This is a genomic window from Leptospira chreensis (assembly GCF_016919165.1).
GTDB classification, from domain to species: domain Bacteria; phylum Spirochaetota; class Leptospiria; order Leptospirales; family Leptospiraceae; genus Leptospira_A; species Leptospira_A chreensis.
In genome coordinates, this window is the sequence record NZ_JAFFPS010000015.1 from 1 (window position 1) to 20647 (window position 20647).

13 protein-coding genes and 1 pseudogene are annotated in these 20647 nt (G+C 40.3%); 9 read left to right on the forward strand and 5 right to left on the reverse strand.

Going from position 1 to position 20647, the window contains the following annotated elements; all coding sequences use genetic code 11:
• Positions 1-2223: pseudogene (locus JWG41_RS04690) on the reverse strand (beta strand repeat-containing protein); the annotation flags it as partial.
• Between the two features lie 78 nt (positions 2224-2301).
• Between JWG41_RS04690 and JWG41_RS04695 the strand changes: the two are divergent.
• The 3 genes from JWG41_RS04695 to JWG41_RS04705 all read left to right on the forward strand — a co-directional run bounded on the left by JWG41_RS04695 (position 2302) and on the right by JWG41_RS04705 (position 6968).
• Complete coding sequence (locus JWG41_RS04695) at positions 2302-3495, forward strand: CaiB/BaiF CoA transferase family protein (RefSeq protein ID WP_205268789.1); 1194 nt, start codon at positions 2302-2304, stop codon at positions 3493-3495.
• Between the two features lie 75 nt (positions 3496-3570).
• Positions 3571-4662: a metallophosphoesterase family protein gene (locus tag JWG41_RS04700; RefSeq protein ID WP_205268790.1), complete on the forward strand. Its 1092-nt coding sequence runs from the start codon at positions 3571-3573 to the stop codon at positions 4660-4662.
• A complete protein-coding gene (locus JWG41_RS04705; RefSeq protein ID WP_205268791.1) occupies positions 4659-6968 on the forward strand; it encodes an ATP-binding protein in 2310 nt (769 codons plus the stop codon). Before JWG41_RS04700 ends, JWG41_RS04705 begins: the two co-directional genes overlap by 4 nt.
• Here JWG41_RS04705 and tpx read toward each other — a convergent pair.
• Positions 6952-7467, reverse strand: a complete 516-nt coding sequence (gene tpx, locus JWG41_RS04710; protein WP_205268792.1) for a thiol peroxidase — start codon at positions 7465-7467, stop codon at positions 6952-6954. The two genes, JWG41_RS04705 and tpx, sit on opposite strands and share 17 nt — an antisense overlap.
• Positions 7468-7504: 37 nt before the next feature.
• Positions 7505-8638 carry an LBF_2804 family protein gene (locus JWG41_RS04715; protein WP_205268793.1) on the reverse strand — a complete coding sequence of 378 codons (1134 nt, stop codon included), beginning with the start codon at positions 8636-8638 and terminating at the stop codon, positions 7505-7507.
• Between the two features lie 59 nt (positions 8639-8697).
• Between JWG41_RS04715 and JWG41_RS04720 the strand changes: the two genes are divergently transcribed.
• A complete protein-coding gene (locus JWG41_RS04720; RefSeq protein WP_205268794.1) occupies positions 8698-9786 on the forward strand; it encodes an acyl-CoA desaturase in 1089 nt (362 codons plus the stop codon).
• Here the strand turns inward: JWG41_RS04720 and JWG41_RS04725 are convergent.
• On the reverse strand, positions 9783-11609 hold the full coding sequence (locus JWG41_RS04725; protein WP_205268795.1) for a sensor histidine kinase: 1827 nt from the start codon (positions 11607-11609) through the stop codon (positions 9783-9785). The genes JWG41_RS04720 and JWG41_RS04725 overlap by 4 nt on opposite strands.
• A gap of 49 nt (positions 11610-11658) precedes the next feature.
• On the opposite strand from JWG41_RS04725, the gene rsgA reads away from it, so the two are divergent.
• The 4 genes from rsgA (at position 11659) to JWG41_RS04745 (ending at position 18852) form a co-directional block, all read left to right on the forward strand.
• Positions 11659-12612: a ribosome small subunit-dependent GTPase A gene (gene rsgA / locus JWG41_RS04730; protein WP_205268796.1), complete on the forward strand. Its 954-nt coding sequence runs from the start codon at positions 11659-11661 to the stop codon at positions 12610-12612.
• Between the two features lie 65 nt (positions 12613-12677).
• On the forward strand, positions 12678-13649 hold the full coding sequence (locus tag JWG41_RS04735; RefSeq protein ID WP_205268797.1) for a FecR family protein: 972 nt from the start codon (positions 12678-12680) through the stop codon (positions 13647-13649).
• Positions 13646-15259 (forward strand): LIC10124 family lipoprotein, encoded by a 1614-nt coding sequence (locus JWG41_RS04740; protein ID WP_205268798.1) that lies wholly within the window; start codon positions 13646-13648, stop codon positions 15257-15259. The genes JWG41_RS04735 and JWG41_RS04740 overlap by 4 nt, the downstream gene beginning before the upstream one ends.
• The gene (locus JWG41_RS04745) at positions 15256-18852 is read left to right on the forward strand and encodes a tetratricopeptide repeat protein (RefSeq protein WP_205268799.1); all 3597 of its coding nucleotides are present in this window, start codon (positions 15256-15258) and stop codon (positions 18850-18852) included. Before JWG41_RS04740 ends, JWG41_RS04745 begins: the two co-directional genes overlap by 4 nt.
• Before the next feature lie 116 nt (positions 18853-18968).
• Here JWG41_RS04745 and trmB read toward each other — a convergent pair whose 3' ends face one another.
• Positions 18969-19628, reverse strand: a complete 660-nt coding sequence (gene trmB, locus JWG41_RS04750) for a tRNA (guanine(46)-N(7))-methyltransferase TrmB (protein ID WP_205268852.1) — start codon at positions 19626-19628, stop codon at positions 18969-18971.
• A 48-nt stretch (positions 19629-19676) separates the two neighbouring features.
• Here trmB and JWG41_RS04755 point away from each other — a divergent pair, with 48 nt between their 5' ends.
• Positions 19677-20624: an MBL fold metallo-hydrolase gene (locus JWG41_RS04755; RefSeq protein ID WP_205268800.1), complete on the forward strand. Its 948-nt coding sequence runs from the start codon at positions 19677-19679 to the stop codon at positions 20622-20624.
• Positions 20625-20647 lie beyond the last annotated feature (23 nt).

Below are 20647 nucleotides of genomic sequence, written 5' to 3' on the forward strand. Positions count from 1 at the left end.
GGGGATATGAACTGTGACAGGAATGTTCCCATCATCGAAGGAATCAGAAACGGAACGAATGGTCACCACTTGCACCACATCCCAACCACTATCACTGGTATCACCTGAATAGTTCGCAGCCTGCCCGTTCGTTGGTGTAAAGGTGAGTGTTCGTGAGGAAGCAACTCCTGCAGAACTATTGAGTAGAACTGCCTCTGATCCATCAGAAGAAGTAATGGGTCCAATCGTTACATTGGCATTTGGTTTTAATGATAATCTGATTTCAAAGGTAATGGTAGAACTTCCATTTTCCACCATGGAGGAGGCCGATAAATTTTGGATTCGCACCAATGGTTCATTACTATCGGTATTGATCGCGGTCACTGCGGGAATGGATAGTGAACTATATTTGGGATCTGTAGAGGAGGAATTTCCAAAAGAGATATTTACATTTTGATCCCCGTCATCGGTTCCATCTAACACTGATGTGATGGTGACGGTTTGTGGAGTGTTCCAATTTCCTGTAGTGAAGTTTAAAGAACTAGGAGAAACAGTAATCTCGGATGTATTACTGGATGTGATGGTTGGAATACTCACGGAGTTAGTCGGTTGTGAGTTTAAAACTACAGTGAAGGTTTCGGTCGTTGGAGTTCCATTCTCATGAACCACAAGTCCACCGACGGGAGTGACGGTAAATCCTGCGGTATCATCATCGGTGACAAGGATGGTCACTTGTGCTGGTGGAGTTACGGAGTTATAAACAGGATCGGCAGAACCACCAGTATCCACCGTTCCAAATTGTAAAGTGACGGTTCTTGTATCTTCATCAATGGAATTGTTGTTTGTGGTAATATTGACGAACTGGTCTACGTTCCAATTGGCATTGGTGAAAACTAAACTCGTAGTGCTGGCATTAGTAATGGTATTGTTTTCTGAAATTCCTGTGAGTGTGACCGTAAATCCAGGAGGAGGTTGGGATAAAAGATGGATGGCAAAGGAAAGATTTCCTCCATTTTCCGATATAGTCAAACTCCCGGGCGAAGTGAGAACAAAGCCAGGAACATCATTATCTGTATTGGTAATCGAGGGAAATACTGGCCCCGCCAAACCATTGTAATCTGTATCCGCAGAGGTGGCAGCACCTGAAACAACAGAAACAGTTCTTGGCCCATCCACAATAAAATCATCCACACCAGTCACAGTGACAATTTGGGGAGTAAACCATGTTCCCGGTAAAAAAGTGAGAGAAGATGGAGAAGCTGTACCTTCTGTACTCGGTGTGCCCACAATCGAAGGAATGGTTACGGAACTCGTGGGGAGAGTGTTCATCACAACAGCAAAACTCACAGCACCACCTGCTTCTGTTGTTGTGAGTCCCGATAAGTTGACTACTGTAAACCCAGCCACATCATCATCGACATTTGTTCCTGTAATGACAGGAACAACTTTGCCTAAGTAAGCAGGATCATCCGATATTGTCGGATCGGCTGATATTTGAAAGGTACTGTTATCCACACTAAAGTCATCCACACCGGTCACTGTGACTCTTTGTGGCACATCCCAATTGTTAGGTGTAAAAACAAGTTCTACTGCAGCGACTGTCGCTTCTGTTGTATCATTGGAAACAAAGTTTCGTATGATAACATCTCTCATGGGTCTTGTTTGTAAAACATAAGCAATGGTTCCGGTTTCTCCGGTTTCGGAAGTGATTAGGCCAAGACTGGGACTTGCGGCCACACCGGAGGATTCATCATCCGTATTGACAACTAGTAATACGGGAAGACCTTGTGTAGAAAATCGAATATCGGAAGAAAACATAGTTCCCAGTTGGACTCTATAGTTTTGATTTCCATCAGACAGTAGATCATCTACTCCCGCCAAACGTATGCTTTGTTGTACATTCCAAGTGTCTGCAGAAAATTCAAGGTAGGTGGCTGATAATAAAACACCTTCCGTAGGATCGGAGACCGTGATTGGTCCAATTCTTACTGAACTGTTTGGTTCTATGTTCAAACGAATTGTGAATTCTGCTTGTCTTCCATTTTCACTCGTAAATAAAAAATTCTCAGACTCGTAAATAACAGAACCTTGCCCAGTTGTGGACGCAAAAAAAGAAGCAAATAACCTCTGTAGATTAATAGGTGTTATGGATTGGCAAGATACAGTGAGAATGGAGAAAGCGAGGGAAACGATGGAAAAACAGACCCTGAACATGATTCCCTTTTGTCCTCGTATGACTTCCAATTAGGGTTCTCCCTTTATATATTACGAGAAAAATAACCTAAATCAGAAAAAAATTTCCAGGATATGCAATAAACAAAAATGAGCCAAAATCAAAATCAATCATCCAAAGGACCACTTGCTGGTGTAAAAGTCGTCGACCTATCTTTGCTCCTTCCGGGCCCTCTCTGTTCGCAACACTTAGCGGATATGGGAGCCGAAGTCATTAAAATTGAAAACCCCAGAGCTTACGATGGGTCTCGTGCGATGTTCAAAGGAAAAACGGGATACCCTGCTTTGTATATGATGCTCAATCGTAATAAAAAAGCGATCACTCTGAATCTGAAAAGAGAATCGGCAAAAGAAATTCTTTTTAAACTTTTGGAAGACGCTGATATTTTACTCGAAGGTTTTCGTCCCGATGGAATGGACAAGATGGGAATTGGATATGATGTCTTAAAAGAAAAATTTCCTCGTTTGATTTACTGTGGAATTTCTGGCTATGGAATCTCGGGTAAGTACGTAGACTTTGCCGGACATGACTTGAACTATCTTGCGATCTCGGGGGTTCTGGACCAAACAGGAAATCCTCCAAGACCCGCAGGTTTTCAATTGGCCGATGTGGGTGGAGGAACACTCACTGCACTTTCAGCCATCCTTGCTGCTCTCTACTACAGAGAAAAAACAGGGAAAGGACAACGCATTGATATCTCTATGACAGATGCTTCTCTCCAATTTCTTTCGTTATACGGTGGAATTTTATCCGCCTCTGAATCCTCTCCTGAAGCTGGAAACGATATTCTCTCTGGTAAATTACCCAACTATAATGTTTATGAAACGAAAGAAGGAAGGTATGTGGCCCTTGGTGCTTTGGAAGATATGTTTTTTCAAACTTTTTTACGAGCCGCGGGGATGGAAAACCTTACCAAAGACCATCCCATGAACGAAGAAAATATTCCTCTCATCAAACAAAAGTTAACTGATTTTTTTAAATCAAAAACATATTCCGATTTACAACCGTTATTTGATAATACGGATGCTTGTTTATCTCCGATTCTCAATATGAAAGAAGTAGCGCAAGATCCCCATATGAAAGACCGGGGAATGGTCCTCGAAAGAAATCATCCCAAATATGGCCCCATCCTCCAATTTGGGTCTCCTTTTCACTTTTCGGAAACTCCATTCGTCTACAGAAATGATCCCCCGGAACACGGGGAACATACAGAGGAGATTTTGGGAGGTTTGGGTTATCCCAAGGATAAAATTGCGGAGTTCAAAAAAGACCGGGTGATCTAACCGGGTCTTGCTTTTTTTTCGTGATTTCTTTAATTTGTCCCAGGGGGGAGGTAAACTCTCTCCCAACCATACAATATGAAGTTATTACAAGTATCCGACCTCCATCTCTCTAATAGTTCCAAGGACGAAAGAACTTATTCCCTAGCAGTTCTTAAAGAAATTTTTAATACCGCAGAACAAACCAAATGCGATCGTATTTTATTTTGTGGTGACCTTTTTAATACCTTTCCCGATCTAGAAGGCCTTCGGTCGGATTTTTTAAAAGAAGTCTCTTCGTATTCAGGCCTTGTTTACTTCCTTCCCGGAAATCATGAAATCTTGGAGAAAAAAGGGAGTAGCAATCGTTATGCGGATTATGATTGGTCCACAAAAGTAAAGGTCCTCGACGAAACTCCTTATTTTTTATTTGAAGATTCTGGAATCGAGTTTTTATCCATTCCCCACCAAGAAAATTATTCTGGATTGTTGCTTTCTCCTCCTCCTCCCAAACAAACCAAAGTTCGGATCGGCCTTGCTCATGGAACAGTTTCCGGGATGAGTTTCACTGGTCTACATGAGGAAGAAGAAGAGGGCGGGTCGTATTTGGATCCTCATCTCATTCAAAATTTGGGTTTAGATTATCTTGCCATTGGGCACCTCCACCGGGCACGAAAGGGGACCGTTGGAAACTGTAGCGTTGGTTATGCGGGGTCTTCTCGTGTTTGGAGAAAAGGAGAATCAGGGCCGAGGGGTGGGATTTTCATTCATATTGATGGATCCAAAATACAAACAGAATCTGTGTATTGGAAGGAAGCTGGTGAGTATAGAGAAATCCTTGTTACTTTAGACACAGAAGGAAAACCAGAAGAGAGTATTGAAACCTACTTAAAAGGAACAAATCCCGCCGATTGGATTGTGTTTCGTTTTGCGGGTTATGTGGACTCGATGACAGAAAAACAAAATTTCCAAGAATCGGTCCTTCGCGAATGGAAATCAAAGTATCGTATTTTGGAATTTGATCCCGATGAATCACAAATTACAGTCATCAAACATTTGTCTGAAAACGAATTTGTAAAACAGTTCCTAGACAAAATGAATGAACGAAAAGATAAAATGGATTCCACTCTTTGGAAACATACAAGAGTCACTGGGATTCGTTTGATTTTGGAAGGAAAGAAAAACCGATGAAATTGAAATTAGAAAACTTCGGTATCTTTTCTAAAAAAGAATTCCCTATCGAAAAAGTGACTGTGTTTACAGGTCCGAATGAATCAGGAAAAACAACCATCCTAGATGCCTTTCTTTCCGCTCTTGTGAAAGTCGTTGGAAGTACAAAGTATGGAGCTTTACTCAATGCCCGATACAAAGCGGATCGAAGTTCCGATTTAGGAATTCCCAAACTTTCGATTTCTCAGAATTTATATTTGAACTCTCTTGTGATCCGCGAAGGAAATATGGATGTAGGTTCCGAAAAGGAACTCGTGAGCACCATCGAACAAACGATATTCGATAGTGGATACAACCCTTCTCAATTAAAAGAACAAGTCGAACAACTTTCTGCCAAATCAGGAACTAGAAAATCGGCCAAAGAATGGAATTTAGCTTTGTCTGGTTTTGAAACCGCTAAACAAAAGTTTAACGATGCAGAATTTTCTTTACATAAAATTTCTTCCCAATTTGCAGACCTTCCCCTTTGGGAGGCCGAACGCCAAAAATTAAAATTGGAATTGGCATCAACTCTGGCAGAAAAGTCCAAACAACAAACGGCGTTTGAAACATTCAAAGAAACCGAAGAACATGCACAAGCGGATCGTGTGTACAGCCAGTTATTACAATGGGAAACTCTTGAATCCCAATCCAAACAAGAGGAAAAACTTCTAAAATCGGACTTAGATCGAAAAGGGAAATTGTTAGATGGAGAAATCCAAGCCTTAGATCAAAAATTGTCTCTATCGAAAGAAAGATTACAAAGTTTAGATTCAAAATGGGAATCCTCAAAAACCCAAAAAACAGCAGTAGAACAAAAATCCAAAAAACTAGAATCCTATTTTGATTTTTTTGAAACATGGAAACAAACCCTCCGAAGGTTCCAAGAAGAATCTCCAGTAGTCCAAAAAATCATTTGGAATCCACTTTACAGAAGTTTGGCGGGTGGTTCTGGTGTTTTGGGAATTTTTTCTCTTATCTTTTCTCTATTTACAGACTTTGTGGTTTGGATTTACTTTGTGCCTGTCCTTCTTTTGGGTTTGGCTTTGTTTTTTGTATTTCGTGCCAAAGAGATCCAAATCGAAAGAGATGAACCCAAATGGCAGGAAATGGTTCGGCGACTTGCCACGGAGATGGAAACCAAAACTTTAGGGGAGTGGAAACCGGATTCTCTCAGTATGGAATCACTTTCTCTTACCTTCCAAAGATTCGATAGGGAATATACCAAACAAAAACTCGAATCAGAAAGTATGGTTACGGCGATGACGGCCTTGGAAGAGGAAATCGCTCGGTTGCAATCAGAAGATAAAAAAACAAATGAAATTCTTTCAGAGAAAGAGAGAGAGCTAACTTCGATTTGGCGAGAAGCTGGTGTCAGTTCTTTATCGGAACTTTCTGAATTGTTTATCCAAATTCGATTGAAACAAGATAAATTAAAAACCTTAATTGAATCCTTAAAAACCGAATCAAAAAAATGGGGAACTGAGGACTTGGGTGAATGGAAACTCAAACTCAAAGACAAACTCAGTGACTGGGACAAAATGGGAATTTCCAAAACATTTTCTTCGGAAGATCGGACCACCAAACAAAGATTAGAAAATGAAATTCAAACATTCGCAGACAAAATCCGGGACTTAGAACGAAATATTCTAGAGTTAGAAAAAAAATTGGATACGGGAAAGGCTGTTCTCGAATCACAAATGGTTCCGGCACAAAAAGAATGGGAAGGGACCAAACGAGATTTAGAAATCAAAGAAAAATGGAAAAATGATTTGGAGAGAAACTTCCAAGCATTGGTCGTTTTGTCTGAAGTGTTTTCGGAAATGCAGGTCGAAAGTACGGACAAAATGTCCTCTCTTGTTAAATCCTTACAAACAAGAATGGATGCACTGAGAGGTTCTCTTCCTGCAAAACAAATCCAATGGAATGGATTTTCGGATGAAATTCATATCACTAGTGATTCCTCAAAGGAAAGTTTGGTTTTTACCAATTTATCTACAGGGACAAAAGAACAAATCTCTTATGTATTACGTTTGGAATATGCTTTCCGGATCGGGAAACAGTTTAATTTACCCTATCTTTTGTTAGATGAACCATTTCGTCATATGGATGAGGGCCGAAGGGATTCTGCTTTGGCATACACACTGCAGTGTATTGCGAGTGCGGAAGAAGAGTGGAAGGTTGTGTTTTTTAGTTTTGATGGAGAGCTTGTTTCTAAAATCAAAGAATTGGCAGCAGGACTGAATCTCCCCTGCCAAATCCATGAATTGACTAAACGAGTTTCTTAGCTTCCGCAAGAACTGTATCGTAATTGGGTTCACTTCCAATTTCTGGTACAAGTTCTGTGTAACGAACGATATCGTCTTTATCCACAACAAAAACAGCACGTGCGGAAAGTCCTGCGAGAGGGCCTGCAGCGATATGAGTTCCGTAATTTTTAGAAAAAGAAAAATCTTTGAACTGAGATCCTGTAATTAAATTTTCAGAATCGATTCCTTCTGTGGAACAAAATCGTTTCATTGCGAAGGGAAGGTCACCAGAAATGATAAGTGTTGTGATTCCGTTTTCTTTGGCGGCTCTTTCGTTAAACTTTTTTGTTTCCAAAGCGCAAACTGCTGTATCCAAACTAGGAACGGCTACTAGAATTTTTACCTTCCCAGCAAGGTCTTTTAATGTTAGATCACCTAAATCTTGTTTTGCGACTCGGAAATCGGGAGCTTTATCCCCTGGTTGCGGAATCTTCCCTTCGAGTGGAACGGGATTTCCTTTGAGTGTTACTTGTGCCATGATTGTCTCCTGTTATGTTTAGACCAATTCTAGTCTTTCAGTGAATGGATTCTTCGGGAAGGATTTTTTCCATCCATTGCAAAGATTCTGCAAGTTCCCCTTTCCGAATGGTGGCACTCAAAAATCGAACACGCTCGAGAAGCCAAGAAGGTGAAATTTCCGTAATCTCGCTGAATGCCTCCAATTCTTCTTTGTTTAAACTTCCATCAAAAGAGGAACAAAGAGCAAAGGTTGCAATCGGCCATTTTCTCTCATCCTTTGTTAGATTTTGGAGGGAGCGAACAAACTCGGCCCAATCGTCAAGGTTTGTCAATTTGTCTCTTTCGGGCAAAAGGCCAATCAATCGAAAGAGCAAATATTCAAAGTTAGGGTGGAAGGTTTTTGTAAAAACGATGGAGAGGGCCACAGCGCGGACGGTCGATTCAATGAATCCATCGCTTCTTTTTTTAGATTTGATTTTTATTAATATAGCATCGGATAACTTTCTAGTAATGATTCGCTTGCGAAGTTCATATAAAATCATATAGGTGGTTAGGCTATCCCAAATTCCTGTCACAGGACCCGATATGTATTCGATCAGAAACCGAAGCCCCGTCCGTCCTAAAAATACCTTTAACAAAAGTTTTGCGAAAATGTTCGATAGGAATACTTTACTTTTATACAAAATTGTGCGAAAGAAGAGGGCTCTTTCGTTTAGGTGTTTGTAAGGATCAATTCCATACAAACGAACCCTAGGGTCGGGAATTTCCAATACCAAACGGGCCATCATACCGGGAATCGGAGTGATGAGTTCGGGTTCTTCGGCAAGTTCGATGTCGGCATACTGTGCCATACGAAAGGATAAATAAAACCCCAAGCGAAATAGGAGATAAAATTCAATGATGGTGGCAAGAACCAGTAGGAATACAAACCCGAGAAGGGCCGGGAGCGAGATGGCAGCAAGGGGCCAAAATGAGAGAGGGGGAAGGTAAGTACAAAGATAAACAAAAGCAATCGAGGGCAAAAACCCAATCCAAAAGGACCAAAATATGCCGGAAAAGATCAATATCCTTGTATGGTAGGCAAAACTTTTGCCAGAGTCTTTGGGTTTACGAGAACGCGAACCGATGCTGATGAGAACCCGGCGTCCCCACTGTTCTAAAAAACCCGGCTTGTAACGTTCTGTACTCATATTTTTTTGCAACCGAAATCCTTGTTTAGGACTCCCACTCCATGAAACAGGAATTCTCTATGACGACACAAGCTGAAATCAAAATCAAAGCACCGATCGATTGGGTAACCACGATATTTTTACTCACTTCTCCTCTAGTGGGAATCTTCGGAACTCTTTATGTCTATCTTTATGATACCATCCACTTAGGCACTTGGGCCTTGTTTGTATTTTATTTCTTTGCCACGGGAATGGGAATCACTGTAGGATATCATAGACTTTTTTCTCATAAGGCTTATGAAGCAAAATCCCCGATCAAACTCCTCTTACTTCTTTTTGGAGCAGCGGCTTTTCAATCTACAGCTCTCGAATGGAGCGAAGACCACCGCATCCACCACAGATTTGTAGATACAGACAAAGATCCGTATTCGATCCAAAAAGGATTTTGGTTTGCCCACATTGGTTGGTTGTTTCGCAAACGAAAGTATATACAACATGGGGTACAAGATTTAGCGAACGATCCTCTGGTTCTTTGGCAACATAAACATTTTTATCCCATTTCTATCTTTATGTGTTTTTTCCTTCCTGGTTTTATCACTATGTTATGGGGTTCGTTTTTAGAAGGATTTTTTGTTGCGGGGTTCCTTCGGCTTTTTGTAGTACACCAGTTCACATTTTTTATCAACAGTGCTTGTCATGTTTGGGGAGAACGAACTTTCTCCAAAGAACAAACGGCAAGAGACAATTGGATCATCGCCTTTTTTACGTTTGGTGAAGGTTTTCACAACTTTCATCATGAATTTCAATCCGACTATCGCAATGGAATTCGTTGGTTTGATTATGATCCGTCCAAATGGATGATTCGAGGCCTTTCTTTTTTGGGACTTACATATAATCTAAAAAAAGTATCAGAAGAAAAAATCTTACAAAAAACTATGTTTCTGAAAGAAAAAGAAACCCTTCATAAATATGCAAATGTAGGGGAAGAAAAACTTCGTCATTGGGAAGAACAACTCGCAAGTCTCCGTGAATCCGCCTTACAAGAATACCAAAAATGGAAACAAGCAAAACAATCTTCTAGTGAAAGTGAAGTCGGAGTTTTACGAAAGAACTTTGAACAAACCAAAGAGAGTTGGGAAAAACTTTTAGGTAGACCTCTTTTTTCTTAACCTCGAATTTCCCGGAAGATTTCTTTCGGGATGCTGGGAACATCTCCAGGACCAACTAACGGTAGATATACCATAAAAAGAGTTCTTCCAGGAGCCGATTCCACTTCAATCCTTCCTTTGTGTTTTTCGATAATCCCTTTCACAATCCCAAGGCCAAGCCCTGTTCCTTCGCCTTGGTCTTTGGTTGTAAAGAAGGGATCCCAAATTTTATCTTTAATGTCTGTGGGAATTCCTGATCCATTGTCTTCAAAACTAATGAGTACATAGTCTTCCCCAATCCTTCGGGAGGAGATGACAAGTTTTGGATGTTCTATTTTTTTCATCGCATGGATGGCATTGGTGATGAGGTTTGTCCACACTTGGTTGAGTTCATCGATATTACAACGAATTGGTGGAATGGTTCCATAAATCCTTTCGATTTCCACTCCATGTTTGATTTGGTTTTGCATAATCACAAGTGTGTTTTCCAAACCTTCATGTAGGTCGGATACAGCATAGGAAGCTTGGCCCAAGTGAGAATAATACTTCAGCGCTTTCACAATACGCACAATATTACGAATCGCATATTTGATGTTTTTGATATTTCTTTGGAGGCTTAAAGTATTCTTTAACATCTCAAAGGTTTCTTTTCCCCCTGTTTTCCAAATCCGTATTAGCTCGTCTTGCATATGCAAAAGATGATGATCGATAAGAAATGTAGATAAGTCAGAAGCATCGTTTTCTGGAATTCCATCTTGGATGAATCGAAGCTTAGTTTCTTTTTTCAGTTTGAATTTATCTTTCGGATCGATCTTGGCTGCGGGATCTTCTTTTACAAAACTAAAGAGGATGTCTAAATAAATGGAACGAAAGTCTGGGTTTTGGATGAGGTGGGTGATCTCTCCCAAATGAGACAATACAAACACCAAGTTGGCATCTAAGTTGTCGGCCGCTCCATTGATCACAGCTGCTGGGGTATTGATTTCATGAGCGATTCCGGCCACCATCACCCCAAGGGATGCCATTTTTTCAGACTGCACAAGATGGGCTTGGGTCTCTTCTAATTCTTTGGTCCTTTCTCGCACTTTTGCTTCCAAGGTCTCTGTTAGATTTAACAACTGTTGGTAAATCATCGAATTGGAAAGAGACATGAGAGATACAGATAAGATCTCTAGAATGATTTCGATTTCTTCTATATCGTAAATTTTTCCTTCTTTGTGTTTTCCAAGAAGGATAAAACCCACAAGGCTCGACTTGATGGAAAGAGTAGCCACTAACTCTGATTTGGTCTCTGTAAAAAAATCTAATGCTTGTTTTGCTATTTTTTCATGATTGGTAGAGGCAAACTGAATGAAGTTTTCTTTGATATGGATTCCTTCTCGTTCCGATAACCATAACAAAAAAGGATTGAATACGGGAAGGGAAGGGAGTTCCGAAAATTTTTGATCTCGTGATTCTAAAAAAGGTCTTGGGCGGAATTGTCCTTCTTTTTCATCCCAAGTATACACTTGTACAAAATCTGCTGGGATCTTGGAGGCAAGGAATTGGCTGATGGTTTCGCTGATTTGGTCTGGGTCATTGAAGGAAATCAGTTCTTCTTTGAATTTTTCTAAGGCAAATAGGTTCTGAACGAGTTCATCTCGTTTTTTTGGATTTTCTGTCGGTTTAGATTTTGGTTTCTTACGTAAAAAATACAAAAGGGAAAGTGTCAAAAGTCCTAAGGCAAATGCAGGAACTGACAAGTTTTTTGTCGAATCGGCAGTATTTAAGGCATAAGCAAAAACAAACCAGCCAAAAGAAGAAAGGATTATGATTCCCAAAGGAAAGAAAACTTGTGTTTGCATGTCATCTATGTAGAATGTAAGAACTTGATTATTTTGGTGAAGATTCCACTTGGGTAAAGAACAATTTACAATCGCTCGCATCTTCGGAGCCTATTATGAAATTTATTCAGAAGGAACTGCGTACGCCCGCGCCGTTCTTAAGGGGAAACTTAGGTTAAAGGATTCAGGCGAACGCCATCCCTTTGTTGTCGGAGACATGGTCCTCGCCGAAAAATCATCTGGTGAGGAATGGGTCATCTCGGAACGGATGGAACGAAAGAATTACCTCACACGAAAGAGTGATCGCGGCGACAGTCATGTGTTATGTGCTAATCTAGACCAGTTGGCCATCCTTGCTTCTTGCAAAGATCCGGAAACAAAACCTGGATTTATCGATCGTCTCCTGGCTGCAGCTTACCACACCGAAATTCCCCCCCTCATTATTTTTACTAAAAAAGATTTAATCTCGGACGAAGAAATTGAAGAACGTGAAGTTTACTATCGTGAGTTAGGTTACGAAGTGATGACAGTCTCTCTTCTTTCGGAGGAGTCCATCCAACCTCTCTGGGAAAAAATTCGTGGGAAACAAACCTTTCTCTGCGGAAACTCAGGAGTGGGTAAGTCCACACTCATGAATCATCTTCATAAAAAGACGGTGCAACGAACGAACCTTGTGAGTGGGTCCACCAAAAAAGGAAAACACACCACCACCAATTCCTTTGCTCTTTTTTTGGAAGAAAACACGGTCCTTATCGACTCTCCCGGAGTCAAAGAATGGGGCATTCTGCACCTGACACCTGTTGAACTTTGGGAAAGTTTTCCCGAATTACGAAAGATTAAAGAAACGTGTAAGGAAATTTATTGCTGTGAACTGGGTTCTGAGTGTTCCATGCGAAAACACCTAAATGAATCCATGGATGAAACCAGAAAAAAAAGCTTAGAATCCATGATTGAGAGCCTAGAAAACCCCCATAGAGTGACAAGACGGGACCATTGGGCAAAAGCTGTCACAAAAAGGCATTAGGGAAAAGAGTTGCCAAGCCCTCAGTTGTTATCTAAAATTAGAATGTTATTTCCGGAGGAAGGAATATGAAACGTGCAATGATCAATCGGTTGGCGGTATTGGGATTTGTGGCAATTTTTGCCATATTTTTCGCCGCTTGCCAAAAAGATTCTAAGGAATCTTTAACAAATGTTACAGAGAAATCGAACCAAGAAAGTAATGTCGTTGTTGCCTTTGTAAAAGGTGATGTCGTCGTGATTCGCGAAAGCGGACAAGTAAAACCAAACTTGGGTGATGTTTTAACTTCCAAAGATACCATCGTAACCGGCCAAAACGGTTCCGTGGAAATCCTTGTTGGGGAAGACGGAGTTTTGAAGTTAAACAAAAACACATCCCTGAGTGTAAGCCAAGCGTTTGCAGCAAACGACGGTTCACGCGAAACAGAAGTGAACATGCAATACGGAAAACTAGTGACTGTTCTTCGCAAAGAAAGAAAAACAGAATCTTTCAGCGTAGTCACTCCGACTTCCATCGCGGGTGTTCGTGGAACGATCTTCCTCACCAATGTGGAAAATCCATCGGCTAAAGGTGGAAACGTAGCTTGTGGTTCTGGAAACTGCGTAGTGAAGTATACGGTTCTTGATGGTGCGGTTGCGATTCGCAAAGCAAACTCAGAAAACGAAATCGTTGTCGACAAACAGAAAACAGCTGAAGTAGGAAATGATACTAAAATTTCTGATAAAATGATCAAACCAATGGACAAACAATCTTTATCAGAAATGAAAGAAATGTTGGCTTTTGAAAATACTAAGATGTTACAGTTTGAGTCTCTTGCAAACGAACTCCGCACTAACAACGAAGAACTTCAAAAATTGAACATTGGATCTTCTGTTGAAGAATTGGAAAAAGCAGCAAAATCTCGTGAGATCACCAAATCAAAATCAGACGAAGTGATTACAACTGCTAAGTCCATCGAAGATTCAAAATACATCAAAAAAGATGTTCAGAAAGATTCCCTAAAATTAGCACCTAAAGAGAGTTTTGATAAGACGAAATGAGATATGTTTATTTACCGGTCCTTTGTTTTTTAGTCGGTTACTGTTCTTCGGTCACAAAGATCGAAACACTGAACCGAAGTTTTACAAAACCTAAGTTCATCACTCCTGAACCGGGTGAATCAGAACCCCTTCCTTCGGGCAGAGATTACAAAGAACGACTGGTAAATAAATCCACTCCTCATTTTTCACTCCTCTGGAAACAAGTTCCAGAGGGGTTCTCTAAATCCGATTTATTGTTACTCGAAGAGAAAGTCCTCTTCCCTCACAACAAACTTGGGTTATACAAAAAAGCCCCCAAAGATCCAGATCCAAAATTTGCGGAAAACGCCGACTTGGATTTGTTATTGGAATTGTCCCTCACTCGCAGTGCCGAAAGGTATTCGGTGGAAGTACAATACAAAGATCCAGTTCTTTCACAAAACTATGGAAAGGCGATCTTTGTTTACCAAGAAGAAAAAGAACCTGTTGTTAAATCTTTAAAATCATTTGATGTTTTTCATGGCAAAAGACAACTCCAACCTTTGACAGGAAGTGTTCCTGCTTATTTTGCAGAAGTTTCTTCTCCATCAGAAGACGAATTACGTAATTATTTTTCCTCCTCTTTACGAGGAAATGCTTCTGTGTTTTCTACTTCGCCCGGAACCACCATTTACTTGGACGGTGTGGAAGTTGGCAAAGCACCTTTACTTTCCTATCCCCTCATCAATGGGAAACATGCTCTTTCTTTTGCAAAGCCGGGTAAAGATCCGGTCAAACGAAATATCTTAATTCGTGCAGGGAAAACCACTCGTGTCTTCCAGGAATGGAGCGATGATATCTCCCAAGGAACCATTGTCATTTCTAGTTTTCCTCCTGGCCTCGACATCGTGGTGGATGGTCAGAAAAAAGGAAAAACACAATATGCCGAATCGGGTGTTCCTTACGGAAGTTATCCGATCCAGTTCATTCGTACGCAAAAAGATTCTAACTTTGAATATGCGAAAGCCGGAATCAAAATTAGGCCAAAACAAATCACATCCATTGCTCTGCCAATTTCTTTGGAAGATGGGGTGGGTTGGGAATCAGAAGAATTTTGGAATCTAACCTCGGCCTCTCCCAATTTTTCGGCCACATTCCCTGGTAAACTTACCTTTGCAAAAAACAAAGATTTGCCTACCGGTTGGTATGGAGTGTATTCCGAAGACCTCATCCCCGATTATCTAGAAGCAGAACTTGTTTTAGATCTTGAGAAAGATTTAAATGGTGCCGTTGGTTTGTCTTTTACGGACCACAATCAAAATGCCATCCTCATCTATGTTGATAAAACAGATTTCCATATCATTAAGTTTTCTTCGGAAGAGAAAGAAGCCCCTGTTCGTTCTTCCTTTCGTTGGAATAAAGAAGACCCACTCAAAGGTAGAAGTATCAAACTTTCGACCGACATTGAAAAGAAACTGATCCGTTTGTCTTTGGGAAATAAAACTGTGGAAGAACTTCCATGGAACTTTGAAACTTTTTGGAATTTGGGAGTATTAACTCCGCATAACGCTCCGGTGACGGGCAGTCCTCTTCGAGGATTAAAAATTCGATATCCTGATATGGTTAAGTTTGAGGAAAGGCTCCAAAAATGAGACAACTTAGTATTATATGTATTACCGTCGTGTTTTTTGTCGGTTGTAGGTCCCGGGATTTTAAACCTGTTACTGTAAAAGATGCAGTGGTAGAAAAATCCGATGTATCGGATCGCCAAAAAATTGAAGAAGCAAGGGAACTTGTCGCTGAAGGAAGTAACGAATTCCAAAAAGGAAATATGGATGTTGCTTTGGAAAAAGCAAAGACCTCCATTAAAACTTTTGAACTCATCGATGGTTATTCTCTTTTAGGATCTTCCTATTACCAGTTAGGTGATTATGAGAATGCAAAACTTGCTTATGAAAAAGGCAAAAACTTAGAACCAAAAAACGAAAAACTACTCATTGGCCTTGGAACTGTCCAATCCACTTTGGGTGAAAATGAAGAAGCCCTTGCTACCTATCAAACTCTCAGTCAGTTAAAACCTGAAGAAACAATTTATACTTACAAAACAGGATTACTTTTAAAAAACTTGGGTCGTTACCAAGAGAGTCTTGTGGTTCTAAAACCTTTGGAACCAAAATCAGAATTTCCTTATCCAATCGAATTGTTAAACCAATTAGGGGATATTTGTTTAGAATTGAAACGGTATGACGAAGCAGAAGCTTACTTTGCCAAGGCGGAAAAACTCAATCCTGAACTAAAAACTGCCAAAGACGCCAAACTTTCTACAAAAATCGCATCCCTCATCCAACGTGGTAATGACTTTCTTGCCAAAAAGAATTACACAGAGGCAACTTCTGAATTCAAAAAAGCCACGGAGTTACAACCGCAAAATGGTTCTGTGTGGTCCTTTCTTGGAAATGCTCAGTTACTAGGTGGCAAACTGAAAGAAAGTGAAGAGAGTTTTAAAAAATCCATTTCTCTTTCAGATACAAACCCCAATGCCTATGTGGGATTGTGTAATGTTTATATCCAAACTCATAATTATTCCGATTGTTTGAAAACTTCCAAACAAGCAGTTCAAAAAATCCCTAAAAATGCAGAGATCCGCAACAAACAAGGGATATGCGAGTGGAAATGGGGAGAAACAAAAAAAGCAACCCTTAGTTTTCAAGATGCATCGGCTTGGGATCCTAACTTTTTTGAACCAAAACTCAACTTAGCGTATGTGCTGATTGATTCTGGTCGTTTTGATGAAGCACTGGATGTATTAAAAAAAGCAGAGTCACATCCTAAGGCTAAAAAAGAAGAGATTCGCAAAGCAAAGATACTCGCAGAATCACAAAAGTTTATCGCTGATGGGGATGCCTTCCTTCGCCAAGGAAAACGCAAACAAGCCTTCGATGAATACGGCAAAGCAATGGGTGTGAACCCAGAAAACCCGGCAGCACAAAATGCCTTTGGTCGTGCTTACTTTGCCTTCGGGGAATACAAAAAAGCAGAATCCTCTTATTTAGAAGCCTACCGATTGGATGCCACAAACCCTGGTGCCTTACAAGGCCTTGCTCGTGTGTATGCCAAAACGGGTGAATCCAAAAAGGAAAAGGAATACATCAAAAAACTAGAAATTCTTTCCGCTACAGATCCTTTCAGTTCCATCACCTTGGGTCGAATTGCAGAAGATGCTAGTAAATGGGATGAAGCCGAATCCATATACATAGGACTGAAGAAAAAATTCCCAAACAATGATGCTGTCGATTACCGATTGGGAAGTTTGTATTACAAACGAGCGGTTGAGGAAAATTCCAAAGAAAATTATACTCGTGCGAATGAATTCATTCAAAAGTCCAAAAAATACACGAAAGACATTCCGGAACTGATTGAAACAGAAAAGACGGTAGCAGAGAACTCTCGTTTTGCGGAGATTTTGCCTTTCGTGAAAGAAGGGAACTCTCTATTCAATCGCAAAAAATACATTGAAGCGGTGACCCCTTACCAAAAGGCTTATGACCGAGTTCCCAAAGCTTCGCTTCTTGTAAAAATTGCAGAATGTTATATCGAAAAGGGTGAAGAAGAAAAAGGTCTTTCCATTTTGGAAAATGCCGTTCGTACCAATAAAGAAAATGCAATTTCTTTTAAAGAAGGGATTTACTCTTTCTATTATAAAAAAGGCGAACTCAAAAGAGCCGAAGATGGATTCTACGATATCTTAAGAGAAAAACCAGATTCTTATTACGCCTACTATATGTTAGGCCTTGTGACCATGAAACGTAAAAACTACGAAGCGTCCATTAATGAATTTGATCGTTCTATTTTGGTAAATCCGAATTTTGCACCGAGTAACGTAGCGAAAGGTTTGGCATTGTATAAACTAGGCCAAATGGACGGAGCCAAAAGAGAATTTGAAAAAGCAAGGGTCAAGGATTCTGAATTTGGCCTTTCTTCTTATAACCTAGCCATTGCTTATTTTAATGAAGACCTCACAAAAGAATCAAAATCCATTTTGGAATCCATTCGCAAATCGGATCCAGATTTTATGGATGGTGAGATCCAATTAGCGTATATCTATTTCAAAGAAAACAAATTAGACGATGCAGAGAAGATCATTGATCGTGTTCTGAAAGAAGAACCTTCTGCGGAAGCATTGTTTGCGCAGTTTCGCATTTTAGATGCCAAACAAAAACAATCTCCCTCCGATAAAGTAAAAACCAAACGGAACCAAGTAAAAGAAAAAATCTTACGTGAATATGGGGAAACCAAATACGCAAGACTCCTTCCTTCGGATGCTTTGGACGATGAACCACTTCATGTGACCGATCTCAATCTTTCGGGAACTCCTGTTTCCACACCGATTGTATATCCCAACCGAATCATTGTGAATTATGGAACGGCTCTTGTGGGATATGATAGGATCACTAAGGAACTGGTTTGGAAACAATACACTTCCGCTCCTTACCAAATCTTAGTTGCTGGAAAAGAACTTGTGGGAATTTCTAATGATACAGCAACAAAAATCTATCCTGAATCAGGAAAGGTGAGTTTCAAAAAACAAGTTCTAGCTGGTTGGAAAGTCAAACAAGGTTCGGCCGAAGGGAATGGGTTTTTACTTCTTTTGGAAAAAGAAAAAGGGAACGATCGTAAGATCGTAAGAACCAATCCCAATTTAGAAATTGAAGAAGAGTGGAATGGAAATGATTTTCTAAGTTTTTCTCATACAACGGAGGGAAAACTTTTTGTCCTTCGTGATTTAAAGAAAGAATTCCAAGTGCAAGTGTTTACTATCGGTTCTTCCAATTCTGAAAAAGATAAGAAGGTATCGGCTCCTGTTCTTAAGAAAGATACAAAAGAATCGGCTCAGATCCTCGGATGTTTGGAAGATACTTGTTTGGTACAACTCGGAAATCAAATTTACCAAGGAACGGAAAAAGCAAAACTCTCTTCTTTAGGAAATACAGAATCGATTCGATCGGTTGTGAAAAATCCAGAATCTTTACTCATCAATACCGAGAACACCGCCTATCTTTGGAAAGGTGGCTCTAAATGGAAAGATTCCTATGCCATTCAAGGAGATTTTTATTATCCATTGGATGGGCTTGTGGTGGAAGGTAGATCCAAAGAATTACTTCTTATCAAAGGAAGTGACAAAACCTCTGTTCCTTGGAAGGGAGACCGTGATGGCCTCCGTATCAGTACGGTCACAGTAGATTAACTTTAAAGTAGGTATTAAGAACAAACTTAATACGAAATTCATTCTAAGTAAGATTGCTAGTTCTTACTTAGATGGTTTTGGTCTGATAAAAGGAGAACCACCCTTTCTTGGAATTTTCATTTAGGTTTGGTTCTATTTAGATAATAGATTCGACTTCCTTCATTTCTTTTTTCGGTCTCGAAAAAGGAAACGGGGAAACCGGGTCTTTCGAATTCATATTCTTTTTCTTCCCAAACAAATTTGGAAAATTTTCGGAATAGGGAAATGGTTCGTCTCGCGTAAGGGCCGTAATCGGTCGCAAATAACAACTTCCCGCCTGGTTTTAATAGATCATAAATCTGTTCGAGCATATCAGTTTGCATCAGTCTATTTTTGCGGTGTTTTTTCTTGGGCCAAGGGTCAGGGAAGTTGATGATAATTTTGTCAAAAATTTCTTTCTCTAATAGTTCATCGAAGAACCACTGGAAGTTAACGGTCATATAGCGGATATTCTCGAGACCGAGCGTTTTTCGTTGTTTTTCGGTGTGAATGATTCGGTTTACCTTCTTCTCCATCAGTAGGTAACCTGTTTGGCGGTCGTTTGCGGCCAATTCGATTGCCACTTCGCCCCATCCCGATCCAAGTTCTAAAACAAAGTTTTGGATCTCTTCCGGGAAAGATTTTTTTAGGTCGATTTTTTCCCCCCGATCTTTAGGTTGCAGGAGAAAGTCTGATTGATAGGAAGTCTTGGTAGTAAACTTCCAAAGTTTTTCTTGGATTTCTGGGTTAACTAACAAATGCATTCCTTCCGATGATGTATTGTCAGGATTTTAAAAAGGAACTAGATGAAAATAACTCTTTTTGGTGTTAGAGGCTCTCTCCCCACCCCGATTTCTAAACCGGAACAACGGGAGAAAACTTTAAAGATTCTCCAAATGGCCAAAGAAGAGTGGAAAAAGGATCCCGACGGATTCTCTGAAGAAGAATTTTTAAACCATTTGCCCATCCCTCTTTCCCAAGATTTGGGAGGAAACACCACCTGCGTATACGTTGAAGGGGACGGGGGCGAAAAAGTCATTTTAGATATGGGGACGGGACTTCGGGTTCTCGGAAACCAACTAGCACCGCAAGCTTTTAGCGGAGAGAATATGGACATCCATATTCTTGTCTCCCATACACATTGGGATCATATCCAAGGTTGGCCTTTTTTTAAACCTGGTTATTCACCTTCTTGTAATATTCACTTTTACTCATGTATTGAAAATTTAGAAGAACGTCTCGTTCGCCAACAACATCCAGAAAATTTTCCAGTTACCTTAGAACAAATGGCTTCGAAGAAACATTTCCATCTTTGGAAAGAATTCGAATCCTATATGTTAGGTGGACTAAAGATCATTCCTTTTGGCCTTCGCCATCCTGGTTCTTGCACAGGATACCGGATTCGAGAAGGAAATAAAATTTTCCTTTTTTGTACGGACGTCGAATACCGAGAAGAAGACCGGGAACATCTAATCAAAATGAAACCTCAAATTGCAGGTGCCGACCTTATCATCATTGATGCCCAGTATAGCACTGCTGAGGCGGAAAAAAAACTGGGTTGGGGTCATACTGCGGTAAGTAAAGCCGTGGAGTTTGCGGAAATGATGGAGATTCGTTCTGTTGTCCTCACTCATCATGAACCAGACCATACAGACCACGAAGTCGCACGAATAATTTTAGATGAAGCTCGGTTATTAAAACCAGGTGGAATGCAGGTTCATATTGCCCATGAAGGACAGAAGTTTATTCTTTAGGTTATCAATTTGTATTGAATGGG